The sequence below is a fragment of the Mesorhizobium sp. M0815 genome (genome assembly GCF_040319995.1).
Lineage (GTDB): Bacteria > Pseudomonadota > Alphaproteobacteria > Rhizobiales > Rhizobiaceae > Mesorhizobium.
Window position 1 is genome coordinate 19862 of record NZ_JAMYOU010000030.1, and the last position, 22273, is coordinate 42134.

At 63.1% G+C, this 22273-nt stretch carries 23 protein-coding genes; 10 read left to right on the forward strand and 13 right to left on the reverse strand.

Annotated features, from left to right (window positions below; genetic code table 11):
- Positions 1–213: 213 nt before the first annotated feature.
- Positions 214–1101 carry a hypothetical protein gene (locus tag NKI01_RS25375; protein WP_352965107.1) on the reverse strand — a complete coding sequence of 296 codons (888 nt, stop codon included), beginning with the start codon at positions 1099–1101 and terminating at the stop codon, positions 214–216.
- Here NKI01_RS25375 and NKI01_RS25380 point away from each other — a divergent pair.
- Together NKI01_RS25380 and NKI01_RS25385 are read left to right on the forward strand one after the other, a co-directional pair.
- A complete protein-coding gene (locus NKI01_RS25380; protein ID WP_348633220.1) occupies positions 1066–2349 on the forward strand; it encodes an OmpA family protein in 1284 nt (427 codons plus the stop codon). The two genes, NKI01_RS25375 and NKI01_RS25380, sit on opposite strands and share 36 nt — an antisense overlap.
- A 237-nt stretch (positions 2350–2586) precedes the next feature.
- Entirely contained in the window at positions 2587–3102 is a 516-nt protein-coding gene (locus NKI01_RS25385) for a TIGR00645 family protein (protein ID WP_352591327.1), read from the forward strand.
- A gap of 54 nt (positions 3103–3156) precedes the next feature.
- Here NKI01_RS25385 and NKI01_RS25390 read toward each other — a convergent pair whose 3' ends face one another.
- The gene (locus NKI01_RS25390) at positions 3157–4023 is read right to left on the reverse strand and encodes an SDR family oxidoreductase (protein WP_352494950.1); all 867 of its coding nucleotides are present in this window, start codon (positions 4021–4023) and stop codon (positions 3157–3159) included.
- 198 nt (positions 4024–4221) lie between these two features.
- Here NKI01_RS25390 and NKI01_RS25395 point away from each other — a divergent pair, with 198 nt between their 5' ends.
- Positions 4222–4488: a type II toxin-antitoxin system VapB family antitoxin gene (locus NKI01_RS25395; protein WP_023719325.1), complete on the forward strand. Its 267-nt coding sequence runs from the start codon at positions 4222–4224 to the stop codon at positions 4486–4488.
- On the forward strand, positions 4485–4874 hold the full coding sequence (locus tag NKI01_RS25400; protein WP_023719326.1) for a type II toxin-antitoxin system VapC family toxin: 390 nt from the start codon (positions 4485–4487) through the stop codon (positions 4872–4874). The genes NKI01_RS25395 and NKI01_RS25400 overlap by 4 nt, the downstream gene beginning before the upstream one ends.
- A 7-nt stretch (positions 4875–4881) precedes the next feature.
- Here the strand turns inward: NKI01_RS25400 and NKI01_RS25405 are convergent, their stop codons facing one another.
- Entirely contained in the window at positions 4882–5514 is a 633-nt protein-coding gene (locus NKI01_RS25405; protein WP_023719327.1) for a helix-turn-helix transcriptional regulator, read from the reverse strand.
- Positions 5515–5521: 7 nt separating this feature from the next.
- Positions 5522–6394 carry a S1C family serine protease gene (locus NKI01_RS25410; protein WP_023719328.1) on the reverse strand — a complete coding sequence of 291 codons (873 nt, stop codon included), beginning with the start codon at positions 6392–6394 and terminating at the stop codon, positions 5522–5524.
- A 175-nt stretch (positions 6395–6569) separates the two neighbouring features.
- Here NKI01_RS25410 and NKI01_RS25415 point away from each other — a divergent pair, with 175 nt between their 5' ends.
- Positions 6570–7520 (forward strand): S1C family serine protease, encoded by a 951-nt coding sequence (locus tag NKI01_RS25415; RefSeq protein ID WP_352494948.1) that lies wholly within the window; start codon positions 6570–6572, stop codon positions 7518–7520.
- On the opposite strand, the gene NKI01_RS25420 is transcribed toward NKI01_RS25415, so the two are convergent.
- On the reverse strand, positions 7517–7942 hold the full coding sequence (locus NKI01_RS25420; protein ID WP_352483190.1) for a VOC family protein: 426 nt from the start codon (positions 7940–7942) through the stop codon (positions 7517–7519). The genes NKI01_RS25415 and NKI01_RS25420 overlap by 4 nt on opposite strands.
- A 66-nt stretch (positions 7943–8008) precedes the next feature.
- On the opposite strand from NKI01_RS25420, the gene NKI01_RS25425 reads away from it, so the two are divergent.
- Entirely contained in the window at positions 8009–8608 is a 600-nt protein-coding gene (locus NKI01_RS25425; RefSeq protein WP_023719331.1) for a TetR/AcrR family transcriptional regulator, read from the forward strand.
- Here NKI01_RS25425 and NKI01_RS25430 read toward each other — a convergent pair.
- Complete coding sequence (locus tag NKI01_RS25430) at positions 8568–9524, reverse strand: LysR family transcriptional regulator (protein ID WP_352639934.1); 957 nt, start codon at positions 9522–9524, stop codon at positions 8568–8570. The genes NKI01_RS25425 and NKI01_RS25430 overlap by 41 nt on opposite strands.
- Before the next feature lie 109 nt (positions 9525–9633).
- Between NKI01_RS25430 and NKI01_RS25435 the strand changes: the two genes are divergently transcribed.
- The 3 genes from NKI01_RS25435 to NKI01_RS25445 are packed head-to-tail and all read left to right on the forward strand — an operon-like array spanning position 9634 to position 14363.
- A complete protein-coding gene (locus NKI01_RS25435) occupies positions 9634–10278 on the forward strand; it encodes an FMN-dependent NADH-azoreductase (protein ID WP_352965108.1) in 645 nt (214 codons plus the stop codon).
- Positions 10279–10326: 48 nt separating this feature from the next.
- The gene (locus NKI01_RS25440) at positions 10327–11790 is read left to right on the forward strand and encodes a 3' terminal RNA ribose 2'-O-methyltransferase Hen1 (protein WP_352965109.1); all 1464 of its coding nucleotides are present in this window, start codon (positions 10327–10329) and stop codon (positions 11788–11790) included.
- On the forward strand, positions 11787–14363 hold the full coding sequence (locus NKI01_RS25445; RefSeq protein ID WP_352965110.1) for a polynucleotide kinase-phosphatase: 2577 nt from the start codon (positions 11787–11789) through the stop codon (positions 14361–14363). Before NKI01_RS25440 ends, NKI01_RS25445 begins: the two co-directional genes overlap by 4 nt.
- A gap of 7 nt (positions 14364–14370) precedes the next feature.
- On the opposite strand, the gene NKI01_RS25450 is transcribed toward NKI01_RS25445, so the two are convergent.
- Positions 14371–14661 carry an HlyU family transcriptional regulator gene (locus tag NKI01_RS25450; RefSeq protein WP_023719334.1) on the reverse strand — a complete coding sequence of 97 codons (291 nt, stop codon included), beginning with the start codon at positions 14659–14661 and terminating at the stop codon, positions 14371–14373.
- A gap of 113 nt (positions 14662–14774) precedes the next feature.
- Positions 14775–15458, reverse strand: coding sequence for a PadR family transcriptional regulator (locus tag NKI01_RS25455; RefSeq protein WP_023719335.1), 684 nt, complete (start codon positions 15456–15458; stop codon positions 14775–14777).
- A gap of 272 nt (positions 15459–15730) precedes the next feature.
- Here NKI01_RS25455 and NKI01_RS25460 point away from each other — a divergent pair, with 272 nt between their 5' ends.
- A complete protein-coding gene (locus NKI01_RS25460) occupies positions 15731–15988 on the forward strand; it encodes a DUF2798 domain-containing protein (protein ID WP_023719336.1) in 258 nt (85 codons plus the stop codon).
- 62 nt (positions 15989–16050) lie between these two features.
- On the opposite strand, the gene NKI01_RS25465 is transcribed toward NKI01_RS25460, so the two are convergent.
- The 5 genes from NKI01_RS25465 to NKI01_RS25485 all read right to left on the reverse strand — a co-directional run bounded on the left by NKI01_RS25465 (position 16051) and on the right by NKI01_RS25485 (position 22080).
- Positions 16051–16431 carry a thiol-disulfide oxidoreductase DCC family protein gene (locus tag NKI01_RS25465; RefSeq protein ID WP_352965112.1) on the reverse strand — a complete coding sequence of 127 codons (381 nt, stop codon included), beginning with the start codon at positions 16429–16431 and terminating at the stop codon, positions 16051–16053.
- 236 nt (positions 16432–16667) lie between these two features.
- On the reverse strand, positions 16668–16961 hold the full coding sequence (locus NKI01_RS25470) for a GYD domain-containing protein (RefSeq protein ID WP_023719338.1): 294 nt from the start codon (positions 16959–16961) through the stop codon (positions 16668–16670).
- 205 nt (positions 16962–17166) lie between these two features.
- Positions 17167–19188, reverse strand: coding sequence for an RNA polymerase sigma factor RpoD (gene rpoD / locus NKI01_RS25475; protein WP_023719339.1), 2022 nt, complete (start codon positions 19186–19188; stop codon positions 17167–17169).
- 370 nt (positions 19189–19558) lie between these two features.
- Positions 19559–21535 (reverse strand): DNA primase, encoded by a 1977-nt coding sequence (gene dnaG, locus NKI01_RS25480; RefSeq protein ID WP_352965113.1) that lies wholly within the window; start codon positions 21533–21535, stop codon positions 19559–19561.
- 158 nt (positions 21536–21693) lie between these two features.
- Positions 21694–22080, reverse strand: a complete 387-nt coding sequence (locus NKI01_RS25485; RefSeq protein ID WP_352965115.1) for an RcnB family protein — start codon at positions 22078–22080, stop codon at positions 21694–21696.
- Positions 22081–22273: the final 193 nt, after the last annotated feature.

The following is a 22273-nucleotide window of genomic DNA, read 5'->3' on the forward strand; positions in this document are numbered from 1 at the left end:
GGACCATACGCCAAGACCATACGAATGACATGAAGTCGCCTTCAAAACGCCGGTCAATCGCCCTGTGCCACCGCTAAGACCTACAAACAGGAACCAAACATGGTTGCTGAAAGTTTGGGCAGGGATGGGACGCCACAAGGAGTGTTTATGATGAAACGCCAACCACGGATTCTGGCAGGCACGGCGCTTGGCCTGTTGATGGCGTCCGCGCCGTTAGGCGCGTTCCCGCTGCAAGGCAGCGCCGCATTCGGCCCCGCTCGGAACAGCGCAGTGCTTATCCCGGCGCAGTCGAATTGCGCCGAAGGCGAGTCGGCCGAAGCCTGTGCCCAAGGCGGGCAGGCGGAGCCGGAACAGAAGCCCGGCAAGAGGCGCGAACGGCAGGAGCGAACCGAAGCACCCGCCGAACAATCGGGCGAGTCCGAGCAAAAGCCGCGCCGGAACAAGCGCGAGCAGCAACAGACCGAATCCGCGCCCGCCGAACAACTCGCGCCCTCGGGCGGAGAGGAGCAGGGCAATCAACGCAGGAAAAAGAGGCAGCAACAGCAGATCGAAGCCGAACAGCCGGCCGAGCAGGCTGCACCCGTGAATGACGATCAGCAGATCAAGCCGCGCAGGAAGAAGCGCGACCAGCAACAGCGGGAAGCCGCACCTGCTGAACAGCCGGCCGAGCAAGCTGCACCCGCGAGCGACGATCAGCAGCAGCTCAGGCCGCGCAGGAAGAAGCGCGACCAGCAACAGCAGGAAGCCGCACCTGCTGAACAGCCGGCCGAGCAGGCTGCGCCCGCGAACGACGTTCAGCAGCAGCTCAAGCAGCGCAGGAAGAAGCGCGACCAGCAACAGCAGGAAGCCGCACCTGCTGAACAGCCGGCCGAGCAGGTTGCCCCTGCAAACGACAACGAGCAGGGCAATCCGCGCAAGAGGAAGAATAAGCAGGACCAGCAGGCGGCGCCGGCTCTCCCACAGGCCGAGCCACTTCCAACCGACAAGCAAGCCGCTCCTGCTCAAGCCGAACAGCCCCAGGACCAGACGAAGAAACGCGGCAAGAAGCCCGTTGGGGAAGAGCCGGTGACAGGCGAACAGCAGCCCGCAACCGGTGAGCAACCCGCCACCGGCGAACAGGCAGCACCCGCCGAGGGTGGGCCCCCTGCTTCGGGCGAAGCCGCGGCCAACCCGAACGAGGCGCCCATACTGGACAGTCAGAAGGATGTCAGGCGCAGGCACGGCAAGGACCAAGGCGGCCAAAACGCGGGTCGCCAAAATGGCGGCAAAACGGGTGGTCAGGAAGGCAACCAGCCCGTCGAGGAGAACGGCAACCAGGCGGAAGTCTCGAAACCGGCTCCGGTCGACCAGGGGCCGCCCCCGACCGACGACCGGGCAGCGCAGCAGGAGATCAAACCTGAAAAGATCGCTCCCGTGACCGAGGAAAAAGGCAAGCGCGTCGAGCGCTCAGCCGATTTCGAGGATGTTCGTCGTCGGCGGCGCCCGCAAGGCACCAATGTCCTCAGGGAATTCGGCGACCGCGTCATCCTCCAGTTCAACAACCAGACGTTCGTCGAAAGCAGCGACGCCCCGCGTATGCACCGCGGCGCCAGGAATGTCTATTATGAGGACCTGTCGGGCGATCGCACCCGGGAAATCGTGGAGCGTGACAACGGTTTCCGGATCGTCACCATCCGCAACCGCTACGGCGACGTGATCCAGCGTTCACGCATCGCGCCTGACGGACGCGAATATGTGCTGAGCTATGTCGACGAGCGGAACTATGACGATGATGCAGACTGGCGCGACCCGGGCGACGACCTGCCGCCGATGCGCCTTACCATCCCGCAAGAGGAATACATTCTGGATTCCGAAGAGGTCGAGGATCCGGACGACTACTACACCTTCCTCGAACGACCGCCGGTGGAGAAGGTCCAGCGCCTCTATTCGATCGACGAGGTCAAACGCTCGGCCCGCGTGCGCGACATTGCCCGCCGCATCGACCTCGATACGCTCAACTTCGAATTCGGTTCGGCTTCGATTTCCGACACCGAGGTCCAGAAGCTGGAGGGTGTTGCCAACGCCATGGACAAGCTGCTGAAGAAAAACCCGGCCGAGACCTTCCTGATCGAAGGCCACACGGATGCAGTCGGCAAGCCGGAAGCGAACCTTGCATTGTCCGACCGCCGCGCCGAGGCAGTCGCCGAAGCCTTGACCAATGCCTTCGGCATCCCGCCGGAGAACCTGACGACACAGGGCTATGGCGAGGAGTATCTCAAGGTAGACACGTCGGGACCCAACCGTGAGAACCGCCGCGTCGCCATCCGCCGCATCACCTCGCTGGTGGCGCCGGTGGCCAGCGCCCAATAAGCGGAATGTGAACCGCGCGATCCGATCAACCATTGAATCGCGCGGTCACCAATCTTGAAACGCGAGGTCACCAATCCCAAATTTTGGAAAGGGCGTCCCTGCCCCGTCCCGACTCCAGCGGGACACACGAGCCCCGCCGGTTCCCCTCCCCGGCGGGGTTTCGTTTTTTAGAACCTTGCAAACCGCCGCAGCCTGCCCGAAATACGGCACTCCGACAACGGAGCCCGGAATCGCCGCATGAAGCGCCTCGAACTCGCCATCGAATCGATCATTCTCGCCTCGCGCTGGCTGCTGGTCGTCTTCTATCTCGGACTGGGCGCGGCGCTTGCCATCTATGCCGTGTCCTTCGGCAAGAAGCTGTTCGAGTTCGTCTTCGTGGCCTTCACGCTCGACGACACCGATACCATCCTGAAGATCCTCGGCCTCATCGACGCCGCGCTGGTCGCCTCACTGGTGGTGATGGTGATCATCTCGGGCTACGAAAACTTCGTAAGCCGCTTCGATGAAAATGACGGCAAGGTGCATTGGCTGGGCACGATCGATGTCGGCTCGCTGAAGGTCAAGGTCGCCTCGACAATCGTCGCCATCTCCTCGATCCACCTCCTGCAGGTTTTCCTGAACTCGGTCTCCTACACGACCGACCAGCTGATGTGGCTGACCATCATTCATCTGGCCTTCGTTCTGTCGGCACTGATGCTTGCCTATATCGACCGGCTGATGGGTCTTGGCAAAGCCAAGAAAGCCGAAGGCTGAGCACGCGTCTGTGCCGGTCTTTAAGAGATACGCCTGTCAGCTAGATGCTTTCCGTCAGTAAATACCTTTGATTTTGGTATCAGTCCGCTCGAACACCTCGTCCGGCACAAAAAAGTCGCCGGCGAGCGGGCCTGTCGCGCCCGGCGCATAGGCTGAGAAATCGCTGACGCCTTCGGCGCGCAGCACTTCTTCGTCGATGTAGAAATTACCGGTTGCCCCGCGCGACGGCCTGACCAGGATGGCGTGTGCGGCATCGGCCATGATGTCGGGCGAACGGCTCATCGCCGCCACCGTCGCCCCGCCCAGGAGGTTGCGCACCGCCGCCGTGTCGATGGTCGAGATCGGCCATAGCGAATTGACCGCAATGCCGTCCCTGGCGAACTCGGCGCTCATGCCCAGCGTGCACATCGACATGCCGAACTTCGCCATCGTGTAGGCGACATGGTTCTTGAACCATTTGGCCTTCATGTCGAGCGGCGGCGCCAGATTCAAAATGTGAGGATTTTCCGCCAACCTCAAGTGTGGAATGCACATTTTGGAGACGAGAAAAGTACCGCGCGTGTTGATCTGGTGCATCAGGTCGTAGCGTTTCATGTCGGTCTCCAGCGTGCCGGTGAGTTGGATGGCGCTGGCATTGTTGATGCAGATATCGATGCCGCCGAACGTCTCCACGGTCTTGGCGACGGCTTCGGCGACCTGCGCTTCATCGCGGATGTCGCACAGCGCCGGCAGCGCCTTGCCGCCGGCCCGCTCGATCTCTTGCGCCGCTGTGTAGATCGTCCCCGGCAGCTTCGGATGCGGCTCGGCGGTCTTGGCCGCGATCGTCACATTGGCGCCGTCGCGCGCGGCGCGCAGCGCAATCGCCAGCCCGATGCCGCGTGACCCGCCAGAGATGAACAGCGTCTTTCCCTTGAGCGACATCCTCGCCCCTCCCTGTGCTACTCTCTTTTCTACCATCTTTTCTCCTTGCGATCCTTGCCTGCACCGCCGGCGGATACAAGCGCCCTTAACCCGCAGCGGTGGTGTGACGCTACGGAGGGTCGTGGATTTCGCGGGAGCGCGCGTTGAATCTGTCGGGCAAGTTGGTATATATTCTATACGAAAAGGGAGAATATATAAATGGCCTTATCGATCAAGAATATGGCAGTCGAGCAACTGGCACGTGAGCTCGCCCGCCGGCGCCAGGTATCGGTGACGGAGGCCATCCGTCAAAGCCTCGAGCGCGAGGTTGCGCGCGAGCGGCTTGTGCCGCGCGACGAGACCGGTGACCTTTTTCAACGTCTGATGGCGATTGCGGAACGAGCTGCACGAATACCGGAGCGCAAAGACGCGATGAGCGACGATGAAATTCTCGGTTATGACGAACTGGGTATCCCGACGCGATGATCATCGATTCCTCGGCGCTGGTCGCCATTTTACGCACGGAGCCGGGCTACGACCGCTTCGTTTTGGCGATCACCCAGGCTGAAAGACGTTTGCTTCCGGCACCGACACTGCTTGAAACGACAATGGTGCTCGTCGGCCGCTGGCAGGACCAGATTATCGATCGCTTCGAAACTTTTTTGCGCACCGCCTCGATCGAGACGATCCCCTTCACGGCCGACCACGCCGCGGTCGCTCGTCAGGCGTTCCTGCGCTATGGCAAGGGCCGGCATCCGGCCGCCCTCAACTTCGGCGACTGCATTGCCTATGCTGCGGCACGTATCGAAGCCATGCCGTTGCTGTTCAAGGGTGACGATTTCCGGCTGACCGACATCGAACCGGCTGTTTGATCCACGGCTAGACCAGCACCAGGCCCTGCCGCATGGCGATGGCGATCGCATCGGTGCGGTTGGCGGCACCGAGCTTCGTCAGGATCGCTGCGACGTGGAATTTCGCCGTATGCACGGAGATGTTCAGCCGCCGCGCGATGACCTTGTTGGGCGCGCCTTCGGCGAGCAGTGCCAGCACCTCGCTTTCGCGCGGCGAAAGCGTCGGCCGGACGATTTGCTCGTTACTCGGTTCCTCGTCGAACCGGTCGCTGTCATGAAAGGTAAAATCGTGCCCGTCTGACAGAGCGTGGCTGTCACGCGAAATCCGGTAGCCAGCCGCCGCCAGCCGCGCCGCAGCGGCGATCAGCACGTCGTCCGCTGCCACCGGCAGCACGGCAAACACTGTATCGGCCGGCCGCTCCCCGGCCGCTCGCGACGATAGCAGCACTCGAGGCATAGCGGCGTCGACGAGCCCGCCTTGCACCCCATGATCATCGACGATGGCGACATCCGCCGCCCAACGCCCGTCGACTTCGCCCGCCAGAAAAGGCTGCAGGTCATCGGTCGCAGCGAGAGCCGCGGACAGACTTCGCGCGCGCTCGACGTCACGGAGCACGATCAGCACCGTCAGCCGTCTGCCAGCGACCTCACCGCTTACCATCTATCCCTCAGCTCAGTGGTTTTTCACCGATGGTCAGTGAGACCTCACGGTTCTCGCCGCCGCGCACCACGCCGAGTGTCACCAAGGCACCGGCGCTGTCCGGCCCGAGCTTGCGGATCAGCTCGCGCGGGCCATGCACCGTCTCTGCGTTCCACGATACGATGATGTCGCCGAGACTGAGACCGGCGGCTTTCGCCGGGCCGCTATCGTCAAGGCTCATCACCATGGCGCCCTGTGTATCACCATTGCGGACCGGATGCAGGCCGGCACCAAGATAGCCCCTCGCCACATGACCCTTCTCGCGCAGCGTCGTGACTGCCCGCTCGATCGTTTCGTAAGGCATGACCAGCGCCCGCCGGCGTGGCCCGAACAGCAGCATGCCGATCAGTCCGCCCTTGGCGTCGAGCACAGGGCCGCCCTCGAAACGGCCGCCGGCATTGACGGCAAGGTTGATGCGCCGGTCGATCGTGCCGCCGCGCATTGAACGCCAGGCCGGGCCGACCTCGCCGACCGTGCCGAAGGTAGCGAGCGAGGTGCCGTCGCTATTGCCCGCGACGATCGCCAGATTGCCCGGCCGCACTGCATCCGCCTTCACCAGGGACGGCACGCTTGGTGCGCCGGTGGGTTTCAAAACGGCCGTGCCGGTGGACGGGTCGCGGCCGACCAGCTCGGCCTTGACGGTTTCGCCCGAAGGAAACGTCAGCTCGATCTCCTCGCCGGCCTCGACCGCCTCCTCGGCAGTGACGAAATAGCCGTCCTGCCAGTGGAAAGCGGTAGACGTGCGGTGGTGGTGCGTCGCGAAGCTGGCCGTCGCTGGAGCCGCGGCTGCGGCGATGTCGGCAATGGCGTCGGAAAATGTGCTCAGATTGAAATCGCTCATGATTTGTCTCCTGGGTTCCTCGTGACCCAGATATCGCTCGGCAGGGCGTTGGCGGATACTCGCCTGACGGCTAGTTGGGCGTTTGACTGGCCATCTGGTCAGGTCGCGGCCGGTCCGGCCGCTCCGCACATATAGGCATTGTTCATCTTGTTCCAAAAGCTACGGAGCCCCGCAGATGGCCCTGCCCGCCCAGCAATTGCAATATGACGATGCCCTTCTCGATGCCTATTCGGCGACGGTCGCCGATGCCGTCGACCGCATCGGGCCCGCCGTCTGCCGCATCGAGCGTGTCGGTGGCCCGGGCGGCCATGGCTCAGGCTTCGTCATCGCGCCGGACGGGCTGGTCGTCACCAACTTCCACGTCGTCGGCGATGCGCGCAGTGTGCGCGTGTCGATGCCGGACGGCGCCTCCAGGGAAGGCCGCGTGCTCGGCCGCGACCCCGACACCGACATTGCGCTGGTGCGCGCCGACGGCAACTTTGCCGACGTTGCGCCGCTTGGCGATTCCAAGCGTTTGAGGCGCGGCCAGATTGCAATTGCCATCGGCAACCCGCTCGGCTTCGAATGGACCGTCACCACCGGCGTCGTCTCGGCGCTCGGCCGCTCGATGCGTGCCTCCACCGGCCGGCTGATCGACGACGTCATCCAGACTGACGCCGCGCTCAACCCCGGCAATTCCGGCGGACCGCTGGTGTCCTCGGCCGGCGAGGTGATCGGCGTCAACACCGCGATGATCCACGGAGCGCAAGGCATCGCGTTCGCGGTTGCCTCCAACACCGCCAATTTCGTCATCTCGGAGATCATCCGCTTCGGCCGCGTGCGCCGCGCCTTCATCGGCGTTTCCGCCGACACCACCAACCTGCCGCGCCGCGCAGCACTCTTGTCGCAAGTGTCGAGCAGCACGGCGGTGCGCCTGCGCAGCGTCGAGAAGAACAGCCCGGCGGACAAGGCCGGCCTCAGGGAAGGCGACATTATTGTCGCCATCGACGGCCGCCCGGTCACCGGCGTCGACGATCTTGTGCGCATGCTCGACGCCGAGCGCATCGGCCGCGAGACACTGTGCACGGTGGTGCGCCGCTCCGGCATTGCCCAGGTCACGGTGATGCCGTTGGCGAGGGCAAGCTAGCTCGCTGCAGCACCCTGCGCATATTGCGCCAGGAATTCCGGGCTCGGCGGGATCGGCCTGATCACGTCGATCAGCACGCCGTTGGGATCCTTGGTGATGAAATGGCGCTGGCCGAAGGGTTCGTCGCGCAGCGTTAGCAGGATCGGCAGGCCGGCGGCGGTGATCCGCTCATAGACGGCATCCGGGTCCCTGACCTCGAAATTGATCAGCACGCCAGACGCGCGGCCCCGCCCCTCCTCCGGGATCGTCTCATGATCGCCCTGGACGATGCCGAGGTTGACGCGGCGATCTTCGGCTGAGCGCAGATGGATGTACCAGTCGGCCTCGAACAGCGGCTTGAAGCCGAAATGCGCGACATAAAAGGCTGCAGTGCCGGCAACATCGCCCGTCATCAGCACCGGATAATAGCTCGTCGTCCTCATCTTTCCTTCTCCCGGCGAACACCATACAATCTGCATGTAAATGTAACTAACATACAGGCTGAATGTATGCAACAGCGATCCGCTCGCCGCTCCAACCGTGATCGCACCGAAGCGACACGCGCCGAGCTCATCGCTGCGGCGCGAAAACTGTTCACCGAAAAATCCTATGCCGAGACCAGCACACCCGAGATCGTCGCCGCTGCCGGCGTAACGCGCGGCGCGCTTTATCATCACTTTGCAGACAAGCAGGCGCTGTTTGCCGCTGTGGTCGAACAGGAGGCGCAAGCCGTGGCGGAAGAGATCGAACGCGCGTCGCCGCCTTCGCTATTTGCCCGCGATGCGCTGATTGCCGGCTCGGATGCCTATCTGGCTGCCATGCGCGCCCCCGGCCGAACTCGGCTCTTGCTGCTTGATGGCCCCGCCGTGCTCGGCCGCGCCGCCATGGATGCGATCGACAATCGCCATGGCAACCGTTCGCTGCGTGAGGGCCTTGTTGCCGCGATGCGCTCGCACTCTATGACGAGATTGCCTGTGGAAGCACTGACCGCTTTGCTCGCCGCTGCCTTCGACCGCGCAGCGCTCGCCATTGAAGCTGGAGCATCGATCGAGGACTATCGCGCCGTTCTCATCGCGCTGATCGACGGTCTGTCTCCGGCTCCTCCTTAGGCACCTCACCCGGCTCGAATTCGTTGAAACAACCAAGCTGGCGCTTGAACTGATCGATCAGCCAGGCGGCCGCCGGTTTCGGGCTGCGATCGGCGCGGTGCATGGCATAAAGCGGCGAGCGGACTTCGCTGTAAGGCTCGAGATCGAGTTCGACGAGCCGGCCGTTCGCCAGATCATCGGCAATCAGCCATCGCGGCAGCCCGCCCCAGCCCAGCCCCTCGCGCATCAGCACGTGCTTGGTGCGCACATCCGTCAGCCGCCAAGTGCGGTAGGCGAAGACGCCATAGTCGCGCCCGCGCGTACGCTCGGACTGGTCCGAGACGACCAGTTGGATGTGTTCGCGGACATCCTCCAGCGCCACTGGTCTGGGCAGCAGCGCCAGCGGGTGATCAGGCGCTGCGGCCGGCACCAGGGAGAAGAAACCGATGCGCAGCAGATTCACGTCCGCCTCGCCCAGAAGCCCTCCGATGCCGAGATCGGCCTGTCCGCCGACAACATGATCGAGGATAAGGCCAAGCGAGCCGATATGCAGACGCAGTGTCACGGCCGGAAACTGCACCTCGAATGCCTTTAGCACCCGAACCAGCACCGGCGACGGTAGCGTCACGTCGACCGACAGCGCAACTTCCGCCTCCAATCCCTGCCGATATCCGTCGATACGCGAGCGGATGCGTTGCAGCACGCCGACCATGCGCCGCGCATCTTCCAGCGTCGCCTTGCCGACATCGGTCAGTTGCGGCTCACGCGTGCCCTCACGCTCAAACAGCTTCAGCCCAAGCTGCGCTTCGAGGTTGGCAATGGCGTAGCTGATGACCGACTGCGCGCGGTTGAGCTTACGGCCGGCAGCCGAGAAGGAACCGGTGTCGGCCACCGCAACCAGGATCTGCAGTTGGTCAAGCGTCGGGTTGGGCTGCATCTTTCAATCCACAATTTAGATGGATCATATACAAAATATACCAGTTTTTCAAATGGGTCTGCGCACACATATTTGCCGGGAGATTTTAATCCAACCTTGGAGAGTCACCATGTCCATCCTTCTTGTCACATCCAGCCCACGCGGCGCCGCCTCGCACTCGACCCGTGTCGCCAACGAACTCGCCGACAAACTGCTTGCCGCCGATCCTTCGGCCAAGCTTGTCGCCCGCGACCTCGTCGCCAACCCGCTGCCGCATATCGACCCCGACTATTCGACCGGCATCTATACGCCGGCCGAAGCGCGCACCCAGCGCCAGGCTGAGGTCGTCGGCGTTTCCGATACTGTACTGGACGAGCTGTTTGCGGCCGACACCGTCATTCTCGCCACCGGCTTCATCAACTTCAACATCTCGTCGACGCTGAAATCCTGGGTCGACCACGTCGCCCGCTCCGGCAAAACCTTTGCTTATAGCGATGCTGGCCCGAAAGGCCTCGTCACCGGCAAGAAGGTCTATGTCGTGCTGGCTTCGGGCGGTATCTATTCCGAAGGTGCGGCCGTGCAGTTCGATCACGCCATTCCCTACCTGCGCAGCGTGCTCGGCTTTCTCGGCATGACCGATGTCGAGGTCATCCGCATCGAAGGAGTCGGCATGGGCGCCGATGCGGTAGCAGCAGCGCTGGCCAAGGCCTCGACCAAGGTCGACGCCATTGTGGCCGCGACCGGAAGCGCCGAGCGCGTCGCCGCCGCGGCGTAAAGCCAGCATCGTTTGAATTGAACAAGGGTAGGCGCTCGGTGCCTGCCCTTGCTGTCGTTGGCGACAACCTATTGTGGTGGGCCAACAACTGCCATTGGTTATTCCGCTTGTCTGCGCTATCGGTCGCGGATGTTCCTGTCCGTTGCCACAACGCACCGTCCGGCCACCGATCTCGGTTTCCTGCTGCACAAGCATCCCGATCGTTTGCACGAGACCGACCTCTCCTTTGGCAAAGGGTGGCTATTCTATCCCGAAGCGACCGAAGAGCGTTGCGAGGCAGCACTCCTGCTCGATGTCGACCCGATAGGGCTAGTGCGCGGCAAGGGGCGGGCGGAAGGCTTGCTGGACCAATATGTGAACGACCGGCCTTACGCGGCATCGTCTTTCCTGTCCGTGGCGCTAAACAAAATGCTGCGGACGGCGATGACCGGAATGTCAAAGGAGTGCCAGGAACTGGCTAGCGGCGAACTGCCGCTGGAGGCAGTCGTGACTCCACTGCCGATGCGCGGCGGTGAGGCTCTGGTTCGAAGCCTGTTCGAACCCTTGGGCTGGACAGTCGATCTGACGCCAATCGAGGGAATCGGGTCTGATGCAGGCGAGTCCCGGTACGGCCATCTGAAGCTGACCGGCACGGGCCGGCTCAGCGCCTTGTTGAACCACCTCTACGTGCTGATCCCGGTGATGGACGATGCCAAGCATTATTGGGTCGGCGAAGCAGAGGTCGACAAGCTGCTGTCCAAGGGAGAGGGCTGGCTGGAAAAACATCCCGCCAAGGACCTGATAGTTCGCCGATACTTGCGCAACCGCGGTGCCTTGGCCCGCATCGCTCTGGAACGACTGGTTCCTGAAACGGCCAGGGAGACTTTGCCGCCCGAACTGCGTGTCACACCTGAGGAAGCGCTGGAGACGCCGATCCGGCTCAACGATCTGCGCATGGAAGCTGTTGTCCGAGCCATCCAGGCAACGGGTGCAACCACGGTTGCGGACCTGGGATGCGGCGAAGGCAAGCTACTTTATCGGCTCGTGCGCGAGCGATGGGTCCATAAGCTGTTCGGGTTGGATCCAGCGGCACGCGAACTGGAATGGGCTGCAAAGCGTCTCAAGCTGAACGAGTTTGGCGGGCCGCCGGAGGGCCGGGTTACGCTGCTGCACGGATCTCTGACATACCGGGACGGCCGCTGGGCGGCAGCCGACGTCGCCGTGCTGGTCGAGGTCATCGAGCATCTCGACGAGGACAGGCTGCCCCTGGTCGAACGCATCGTTTTCGGCGAGACGGCGCCTAAATCCGTCATCGTGACCACTCCGAACGCGGACTACAACGCTCTGTTTCCCAGATTGGCCCCTGGCGCATTTCGCCATCCCGATCACCGTTTCGAATGGAGCCGGGCTCAGTTCGAAACCTGGGCGGCCAAAATCGGTGAGATCTATGGCTATGCAGCCACCTTCAGCGGTATCGGAGCCCAGGATTCTACCCTCGGCGCGCCCACGCAGATGGCGGTGTTCACCCGATGAGAGAACTGGACAAGACCGATCTCGCCATTCCTGACTTTGCCCTCGTCGTGCTGATCGGCTCGACCGGATCGGGCAAGTCGACTTTCGCGGCCAGGCATTTTCTGCCGACCGAGATCATCTCCTCGGATCAGTGCCGGGCGCTGGTCTCCGACGATGAGACCGACCAGGACGTCTCTGCAGATGCCTTCGATCTGGTGCGCGAAATAGCCGGCAAGCGGCTTAAACACCGCAGGCTGGCCGTCATCGACGCCACCAACGTGCGAGCCGCCGACCGCAAGGCCTGGATTGAGCTGGCGCGCAAGTGGCACGCTTTGCCCGTCGCCGTGGTCCTCGATCCAGGCGTCGAGGTGTGCGTCGCACGCAATGCGGTGCGAGCCGACCGGCCGGTCGGCGCCGGGGTCGCCCAGCGCATGACAACCGAGATCCGCAAGGGTCTTGGCGGCCTGCAACGCGAGGGCTTCCGCCAGGTCTGGACGCTTACCAGCGAGGCCAGCATCGACGCGGCCGAGGTGTCGCGGCAGCCGCTATGGACCGACAAGCGCGACGACCACGGCCCGTTCGATATCATTGGCGACATCCACGGCTGTTCGGATGAACTTCAGATGCTGCTCGCTCGACTGGGCTACAGCGTCGCCTGGTCTGAACATCAGGGCGACCGAACGGCCACTGTGATCCCGCCGCAGGGCCGCAAGATCGTCTTTGTCGGCGACCTCGTCGATCGCGGCCCCAACTCGCCCGACGTACTGCGCATCGCCATGAGCATGGTCGCGGCCGGGACCGCCTATTGTGTCCAGGGCAACCATGAACGCAAACTCGGCAGCTGGCTGGAAGGTCGCAAGGTCACGGTCGCCCACGGCCTCGAGCAGACGATAGACCAGTTGAACACGCAGGACCGCGGCCTGCGAGAGGCGCTGCCGGCCTTTCTCGACGGCCTGCGCAGCCACGTCTGGCTGGACGGCGGACACCTCGCCGTCGCCCACGCCGGTCTCAAGGAGGAAATGATCGGACGCGGCTCCGGCGCCGTGCGCGAGTTCGCTCTGTACGGCGAGACCACAGGCGAGACTGACGAGTTCGGGCTGCCCGTCCGCGCGGACTGGGCCGCAGCCTACCGTGGCAAGACAGCCGTAATTTATGGACATACGCCAACGCTGTCGGCCGAGTGGGTCAACAACACCCTGTGTATCGACACTGGATGCGTGTTCGGCGGCAAGCTGACGGCCTTACGCTGGCCGGAACGCGAACTGGTAGAGGTGCCGGCAATCCAGACATGGTCGGAGCCGATACGTCCGCTGGGCGGGTCCTGTCTGGGCAAATCGGCACAGGCCGACGCCGACGGCGTGCTCGATTACCAGGATGTCTCCGGTCGCCGCTGGATCGAGACCGGGCTGAGGGGCCGGATTGTGGTGGCCGAGGAGAACGCCTCGGCGGCACTGGAAGTGATGAGCCGCTTCGCGCTGTCGCCGCAATGGCTGATCTATCTGCCGCCGACCATGTCGCCGTCCGAGACCAGCAGCCAACACGGCTGGCTGGAACGTCCGGAAGATGCCTTCGCTTATTTCCGCGAACGCGACGTCGCCCAGGTCGTGTGCGAGGAAAAGCATATGGGTTCGCGGGCGGTGGTCGCGCTGTGCCGGAACGCGCAGGCGGCGCGCAGCCGCTTCGGGATCCCGGGCGACGAGACCGGCGCAATCTGGACCCGCACCGGACGTTCCTTTTTCAACGACGGCACCATGACGGAAGGCCTGCTCGCCCGTCTCCGGGTCGAGGTCGACGCGGCGGATCTGTGGACGGAATTGAACAGCGACTGGCTGCTGCTGGACACCGAGATAATGCCTTGGTCGGCAAAGGCCGGCAGCCTGATCGAAAGCCAGTATGCGCCGGTGGCGACATCCTCAGCCGCCGGTTTCAAGGTCAGCCGCGAGGCGCTAGCCCGTGCGATGGCGCGCGGCGTCGATGCGGCCGGCCTGAACGCACGCCTTGAAGACCGGGCCGCCCGTGCGGCTAAATACGCCACGGCCTGGGCGCCTTACGTGTGGCCGGTCTCCGGCGTCGACGACCTTAAGGTCGCGCCTTTCCACCTGCTCGCCAGCGAGGGACGTGTTTGGTTTGACCAGGATCATGTCTGGCACATGTCGCTCGCGGACCGTCTGGCTGCCCATGTTGGCGTGGTCACGCCGACCCGATGGCGTACGGTTGATCTGGCCGACGGCAGCGCGTGTGCGGAGGCTATTGCCTGGTGGGAGGCGCTGACTGGCTCGGGCGGCGAAGGCATGGTGGTCAAACCACGCGACTTCGTCAGCCGTGGCAAGAAGGGACTCACCCAGCCGGCGCTGAAGGTCCGCGGCCCGGAATATTTGCGCATCATCTATGGTCCCGAATATGACGCGCCGGACAATCTCATCCGCCTGCGAGAACGCGGCCTGAGCGGCAAGCGCAGCCTGGCACTCAGGGAGTTCGCGCTCGGTCACGAGGCGCTGACGCGATTTGTCGCCAAGCAGCCGCTACGCCGCGTTCACGAGTGTGTCTTCGCCGTGCTGGCGCTGGAAAGCGAGCCAATCGACCCAAGGCTGTAATAACGATCTACCCGAAGATCTTCTCGCCTTGCTCATCGACCAGCTGGATGCCCTTCTTGATCGAGATGTCGACAGCGTCATCAAGCCCGGCAAAGCGATCGGCGCGGATGAATTTGTGCTCCTTCATCACGCCGTCGATCTCCTTCGAAACCACGCCGCAGGTCTGGTACTGGCCCTCCGCCTTGTAGGGCGTGGCGCTGATCAAAAATCCCTTGTGCTCGATTTGCTTTACCGGCGCCGCTGTCTTTGGCTCAGCGGCTTCGTTGCCGCCGCCGAAAAGACGCTTCAGAAAAGACATGGGGTATCCTCCAACGGCAATCATCCTGCACCACATAGCGTGGTGCAGGATGATTTTCAGTACCGGTCCTTGGCCGAGCGGGCAAGGGCCGCAGCTGGCTTGGCACTCAGGGGTCAGTCGCGCGACAGCGCTTCCAGGGCCTCTGCGGCAGCTTCCAATATGCTGATTGCCTCGGCCTGCTTTGCTTCAGGCGCATCTACGATTTCGCCGAGCGCGGCGCGCAGCCGGTGGCGCACGGCGCGGAATTCGTCGCGCTTTTCCGAGCGGCCGCGGCCGCGCCGGCCACCGTCGCCGTCATCGTTCCAGCCGAACCACTCGCGCGCCTTCGCCATCTTGCGGCCGAAGCGCTCGAGATGGTCGAGCACGTGGTCGATCATCTCGCGATTTTCGTTGAGATGCGCCTGCCCTGCCTCGGTGATCGAAAACACCTTCTTGTTGCCTTCCGCCGCAGAAACGGCATAGCCGGCCTCTTCCAGGAAGGTCAGCGTCGGATAGACGACGCCGGGGCTCGGGCTGTAGACGCCGCTGGTGCGCTCCTCCAGCGCCTTGATGATGTCGTAGCCGTGCCGCGGCGCCTCGGCCAGCAGCGACAGCGTGATCAGCTTGAGATCGCCGTCAGCCAGCATACGCCCGGCGCGGAACATGTCGCCTGGTCCGCCGCGTCCGCCGCCGCCTCTCATGCCATGCCCGAACGGGCCGAACCCGCCGCGTCCGCCGAACTTGCCGGCCATATGCATGAAAACGCGCTCGGCGTGTTCGCCAAAACGATGATGCCCGAAATGATTGTCTTTGTGCATTGTCTGCTCCTTGAGTTATGTCTTACGATATATCTCAATTAGGTGCTCGCCACGATCGAGTCAAGATATATCTTACGATGTATCTGAAAATGCGCCAGCAGGATTGATTTCGCCGGCAAGGGCAGCTAGGAAGCGCGTGAGGGTCGAAGACCCCTCCGTAAGCGTCTGACGTGAAGCAACGCATCCACCCCGGTCGTTTCCGGGCAATTACGCCGGAAGACCGGCGAATGGATGCCAATGCGACGGACCGGATGCTTCAGGGAAAAATCCAAATGACCATGAAAACCCCGCGCAGGAAGCTGCCTGCGCGCTATGCCGCCGTCCTCGGCCCGCTGGTGCTGTCGTTGCTGATGACGTTCATCGTGTCGTTCATCTCGACACTGAAAAGCCTTGGCTTCCAGCCCGACCTGCCGGCCACCTGGCTGACGGCTTGGGGCCTGTCCTGGATGGTGGCCTTTCCGACGCTGCTGCTGTTGCTGCCGGCGGTGCGCCGCATCGTTGGCTGGCTTTGCGAGCCCGTGGCTCGATAGCAGGCTGCGCCAAGGGCCCGAAGCAACTTACGGGTCTTTCAGTGCGAAGTGAACGGACACTATCACCAACGGCCTTTGCGGCGGTTCCAGGCATAGAGCAGATCGGCGAAGCGATCATAGGCATAGCGCGTCAACGGCAGCGTGGCGGGATTGCTAAACAGCGTCGCCAACCAGCCCTCGCCCGGCGTTATCAGCCAAACCGCAACGGCAACATCGGCGCCGACCAGCAATTTGCCACCGGCGTCGGTCGCATGCAGCCGGCGCCGGATATCCTCCAGCCCGATGCCGTAGCGGGCCAGCGCCGTCGGTTCGGCATTGATGTCGCGAAATTCGATCCGCCCCGCCTTGACCGCCTCGATCAGCCGCCGCTTCTGCCGGCTGATGCCGGCATCGCAGACCGGACAGCGCGTATTGTACCAGACGGTCAGCAGAGGCTTGGCCATGGTTCGCAACACCAGCGGAGGACGCGCGACGACTATCCAGCAAATGCCGTTGCGCCGCAACGTGACGCGACACCGCGGAATGTCCCGGCTTCGGCTAATGCACGTCGCCCCAAAAACATGTCCTCGGGCCTGGCCCGAGGGTGCGCGGCGGTTTGCCATACCGACCTGTTTAAAAAGAAGAGCGTAAAGCGCGTCGCAAGAGGCCGTTCAAGCGCGACGCGCTTCAGGCACGGCACTCAGCCGAGCGAGGTAATGATCTCGCGATAGGCATCCTCCGGGAAAGCCTTGAGTGTCCGCGTCCTGACGTTTCCGCCCGCCGCCAGCATCAGCGAGAAACGAGCTAGTACGGCATCGTCGGGGGCTTCGACCACCGCCACCATGTCGCAATCCCCCATGGTGAGATAAAATGCCTTGAAGGACCCGCCCATGTCTCCCAACAGCTTCTTGGCGGCATCGAGCCGCTTCGGCGACTCGCGCACGTTTTTGGCGCCTTGCTCCGTCCAGTTGATCAGCACGATGTAAGTTGTCATGGCACACCTCCCTCCGGGGCCACGGAGCACGGCGTCACAGCCGGGGCGGGCATCCGGGTTTGTCGCCCAGAAAATGCATCCGTCGCGGAATTATCCTCTCGTAGGGCACGACCCGCAAGAGCGGCGCGTCCAATCGTGATCGCCTGTGCCCAAACGGAAAAGGACGCCACCGGCGCCCTTTAAACTGCTTATCCGTCACCCAGACTCAGCTGTCGAGGAAGCTTCTGAGCTTGCGCGACCGGCTCGGGTGCTTGAGCTTGCGCAGCGCCTTGGCTTCGATCTGGCGGATGCGCTCGCGGGTGACCGAGAACTGCTGGCCGACCTCCTCAAGCGTGTGGTCGGTGTTCATGCCGATGCCGAAGCGCATTCTGAGCACGCGCTCTTCGCGCGGCGTCAGCGAGGCCAGCACGCGCGTCGTCGTCTCGCGCAAATTGGCCTGGATCGCCGCGTCGATCGGCAGGATCGCCATCTTGTCCTCGATGAAATCGCCGAGATGCGAATCCTCCTCGTCGCCGACCGGCGTTTCGAGCGAGATCGGCTCCTTGGCGATCTTCAGCACCTTGCGCACTTTTTCCAGCGGCATTGCGAGCTTTTCCGCCAGTTCTTCCGGCGTCGGCTCACGGCCGATCTCATGCAGCATCTGACGCGAGGTGCGTACGATCTTGTTGATCGTTTCGATCATGTGCACCGGAATGCGGATGGTGCGCGCCTGGTCGGCGATCGAACGGGTGATCGCCTGCCGGATCCACCATGTCGCGTAGGTCGAGAACTTGTAGCCGCGGCGGTATTCGAATTTGTCGACCGCCTTCATCAGGCCGATATTGCCTTCCTGGATCAGGTCGAGGAACTGCAGGCCGCGATTGGTGTATTTCTTGGCGATGGAGATGACGAGACGCAGATTGGCCTCGACCATTTCCTTCTTGGCGATCGCGGCTTCGCGCTCGCCCTTCTGCACCTGGTTGACGATCTTGCGGAATTCCTGGATCGAAATCGCCGTCTCGGTGGCGAGGTTCTGGATCTCGGCGCGCAGGTCGCGGATGGCGTCCTTCTCGTTCTTGGTGAACTCCTTCCAGCCGCGCGAGGTCAGATTGCCGATCGAACGCGTCCAGTTCGGATCGAGCTCCGAGCCCTGATATTCCTTGAGGAACTCCTCGCGGCGCACGCCATAGCTTTCGGCCAGCCGCAACAGCTTGCCCTCGTTCTGCACCAGGCGCTTGTTGATGTCGTAGAGCTGCTCGACCAGCGCCTCGATGCGCGCCGTGTTCAAGGACAGCGACTTCACCGCCTTGATCAGCTGGTCCTTCAGCTCCTTGAGCCGACGGTCCTGGCTTGGCGACAGCGTGCCGGCGGCGGCCAGCCGGTTCTCGACCTGCTGGTCCTGCAGCTTGCGCAGCTTCTTATAGGTGTCGGCAATGACGTCGAGCGTCTCCATCACCTGCGGGCGCAGTTCCGCTTCCATCGCCGCCAGCGACAGGCTCGCCTCGTCATCGTCCTCCTCGTCGTCGTCCACCAGGCCACGGGTGTCGCCGCCGACATTGGTGATGTCGTCCTCGTCCTCGCGCGAACGGCGCGGCTTTTCCTCGGTCTTGGCTTCCTCGATACGCTCGACCACCGGCGCCTGCTTGGCCTCCGGCCCGGCATAGGTCGCCTCGAGGTCGATGATCTCGCGCAGCAGGATCTTCGATTCGTTGAGCTCGTCGCGCCAGATGATGATGGCCTGGAAGGTCAGCGGACTTTCGCAGAGGCCCGCGATCATCGTCTCGCGGCCGGCCTCGATGCGCTTGGCGATCGCGATTTCGCCCTCGCGCGACAGAAGCTCCACCGAGCCCATCTCGCGCAGATACATGCGAACCGGATCGTCGGTGCGGTCGGTCGGCTCTTTTTTGGTCGTGGTGGCGGCGACGGCGGTGCCGGTCTGCTCGGCCAGCTCGTTGGCATCCTCCTCGGCGTCAGCGGCGGTATCGGCGGCTTCGGGCTCCTCGCCCTGCTCGTCGTCCTCGACCACGTTGATGCCCATGTCGGAAAGCATGGCCATCGTGTCCTCGATCTGCTCGGAGGTCACTTCCTCCGAGGGCAGCACCGAATTCAGCTCGTCCATGGTGACATAGCCGCGCTTCTTGGCGGCCTTGATCATCTTCTTGACAGCATCGTCGGAAAGGTCGAGCAGAGGGCCATCGGTCGCGGCCTCGCGTTCGGTCTCGACTTCTTCCTTTTCTTTTGTCGCCATAGTCTTTATTTTCTCCAAGCGGCTGTATCAAAACCGCGTAAGCTGCCGGTCCGGTCAAATTGGATGCGCTCTTTCCAGAACGCGCTTTACCGGGCCAGTAACTGCATCTCTCGTTAAGTCCAGATTAACCCTGATATCTGTGGCAAGCTGACTGCCTGTCCAGTGATCAGTACCTTACATCGCTGCATTCCCGTCGATGCCGGGGCGGGTTAACGTTTCGAATCGACCTGATTCCGCCATTCTGCCGGAAGGTCAAGCGCCTCTCGCATGATTCGCATGAAAAAAGCGAATCAATACCCGACTTAGAGCGCCGCACGCTTGATTCGACGCGCAAGCACGTCCTTACATTCAGTCTTCTGGAGGCTTCGATCTAAACGCGCCCAGCCCTGCCCGACGATACGCCAAACCCTTCGATCAGCGCTTCCGTTGCCTGCACATCACGAAATTGCGCCTGGATTTCGACCAGGTGCCGGTAGTTTTCGTCCGTGGGGTCGCTGGCGAGCGCTGCTTCCGCCTGCTTCAGCTCCTTATGTAAGGTGCGCGCGCTGCGCTGCAAGTGGAGGGCCTGGCTGAACGCATCGCGGGCATCGTCGAGTGCCGCCGTTTCCAGCGCCGGCCATTGCCGCGCACGTTTGATCAGCGCCACCGCACGCTGCCAGATCTCGCCGCAGCCGGCCCGCTCGATCGTCGCGATCACCGCGTCGCGGTCATTGGCCATATCATGCGCCATGGCGTCGAGGATCGCCGCGTGCAGCCGCTTCAGATCGGAGTTGGCGAGATCGAGGAACTCGACATGGGCGAAATTCTCGTCGATCAGCACGGGATGGTTGACGAGGGCGGCAATGATCGTCGCCTCGCGTACCGACATGCCCTCGCCGCCGCGCTTGACCAACGCCGAGCGACCGAGGCTTTCGGTGATCGCGGTGCGCCCACCGGCATTGCCGCCGCGCGCAAACTGTCCGCCGGGTGCTGAACCCTTGCCCTGGAAACGTTCGCCGGGCCGTCCGTCCTGACGCCCCTGGCGTCCGCGCTGGGCACCGAAGAAGCTCTGCACCCGCTCGCGCATTTCCTGTTGGTAGTGATAGCGAAGGCTCTCGTCGCGGATACGGCTGGTCAGTTCGCGCAGCCTCTTTTCGAGCTCGGCCCGCCGTTCCGGCGTGTCGAAGATGCCGCCGGCCGTCTCGCGCATCCACAAGAGGTCGGCCAGCGGCCGCGCCTCGGAAAGCACGGCGCGGAACGCATCCGGTCCGTCACCCTTGACCAGATCGTCGGGATCCTTGCCCTCCGGCAGCAGGGCGAAGCGAACCGAGCGGCCCGCCTGGACCGCCGGCAGCGCCATGTCGGCGGCGCGCCATGCTGCCTTCAACCCGGCGTGGTCGCCGTCGAAGCACAGCACCGGCTCGCCGGCCATGCGCCATAGAAGTTCGAGCTGGTTTTCAGTCAATGCGGTGCCGAGCGGCGCCACCACGTTTTCGAAGCCGGCCTGCGCCAGCGCGATCACATCCATGTAGCCTTCGACGGCAATGACCGTGCCGCCCTTGGCCAGCGCCCCCTTTCCCAGCGCCCCCTTTCCCAGCACTTGGCGTGCACGAGCGAAATTGTAGAGCACGTTGCCCTTGTGGAAGAGCTCCGTATCGGGCGAGTTCATATATTTGGCCAGCGCATCCGGCGCTAGCGCCCGCCCGCCGAAGGCGATGATCTTGCCCCTGGAATCCGGGATCGGGAACATAATGCGGTCGCGGAACCAATCGTAGGAAACCGGGACGTCGTCGCCATGGCGCACCAGCCCGCACGCCTCGATGTCGGCCTTGGGGACGCCCTTGGCGGCAAGATGCTCCTTCAGCGCGTTGCGGCTGTCGGGCGCATGGCCGAGGCGGAAGGACTGCTGCGTCGCCGGTGTCAGTCCCCGGTCGCGCAGATAGGCGCGGGCCTTTGCGCCTTCCGGTCCCTGCAGCCGTTCCTGGAAGAACACCGTCGCCATCTCCATGACATCGGTCAGGCTGGCGCGTTCCTTTTCGCGCCGTTCCTCATCGGCGTCGCGAACCGGCATCGGCACGCCGGCCATGTCGGCGATCTTCTCGACGGCCTCGGGAAAGCTCATCCCGTCGAGTTCGGTCAAGAACTTGAAATGGTCGCCCGAAACCGAGCAGCCGAAACAGTGATAGCGGCCCTTCTTGTCCTCGCAATGGAAGGACGGGCTCTTCTCGCCATGGAACGGACAGCACGCCCAATAATCACCGCGCGGCGCGTTTGTCTTTTTCCTGTCCCACGCGACGCGCTGGCCGATCACCGAAGAAATCGGCACGCGGTCGCGGATCTCGTCGAGGAAAGCAGGCGGAAAGCGCATGAGGGACAGCTCGTTTGGCCTCCATATAATCACACGGGCCAAGCCCGACGACTCCTAATGCGGAACCATACCCGGTTTTCACAGGCCAAAAAGAGAAGGCGGCCTGCGGGCCGCCTTCTCGATCTAATCCGGCGCAGCGCCGGTCAGCCGTTCCGCACCTACTGCGCGGCGATAGCGCCGAAGATCAGGCCCGAGAGGTTGCTGACCAGCAGATAGTCGTTGCCGACCCGGATCCACTCCTGGCCGGGACCGGGACGGCGCAAGCCGTAGTGGCGATAGTCGCGGATCGGCTGGTGACGCTTCCAGCTGGAATATCTCTGGCCGTTGCGCCAATGGCTGCGCTTCACCACGATCTTTTTCGTCACTACGACGCGCTTGTTCACCTCGACATGCTTGTTCACGTCGACATTGCCGGGCTTTTGCCAGTCGACCTGGCTATAACTTGATTGCGGTGCGTTTGGTGGGTTCAATGGTGCAGCCTGGCCCTGCAAGGCCGTTGCAGCCAGCATCGAGAAGGCAATGGCGGAAAGAACGATGCGTTTCATAGCGGGTACTCCTTGGTTGTCGATGCCTCTGGAATAGAGCCGGAAGGATGAACCGAAACTGAACGCAGAGATTACGTTTTCGTAATGATTTCCTACATTTAGCATGCCTAATTCAGCACTACCTTTAAAGCAGCTGTCCGAGCACGGACGCATGACCCTCCGCAACTCCGCGGGCAATGCAACCATTTTGCCG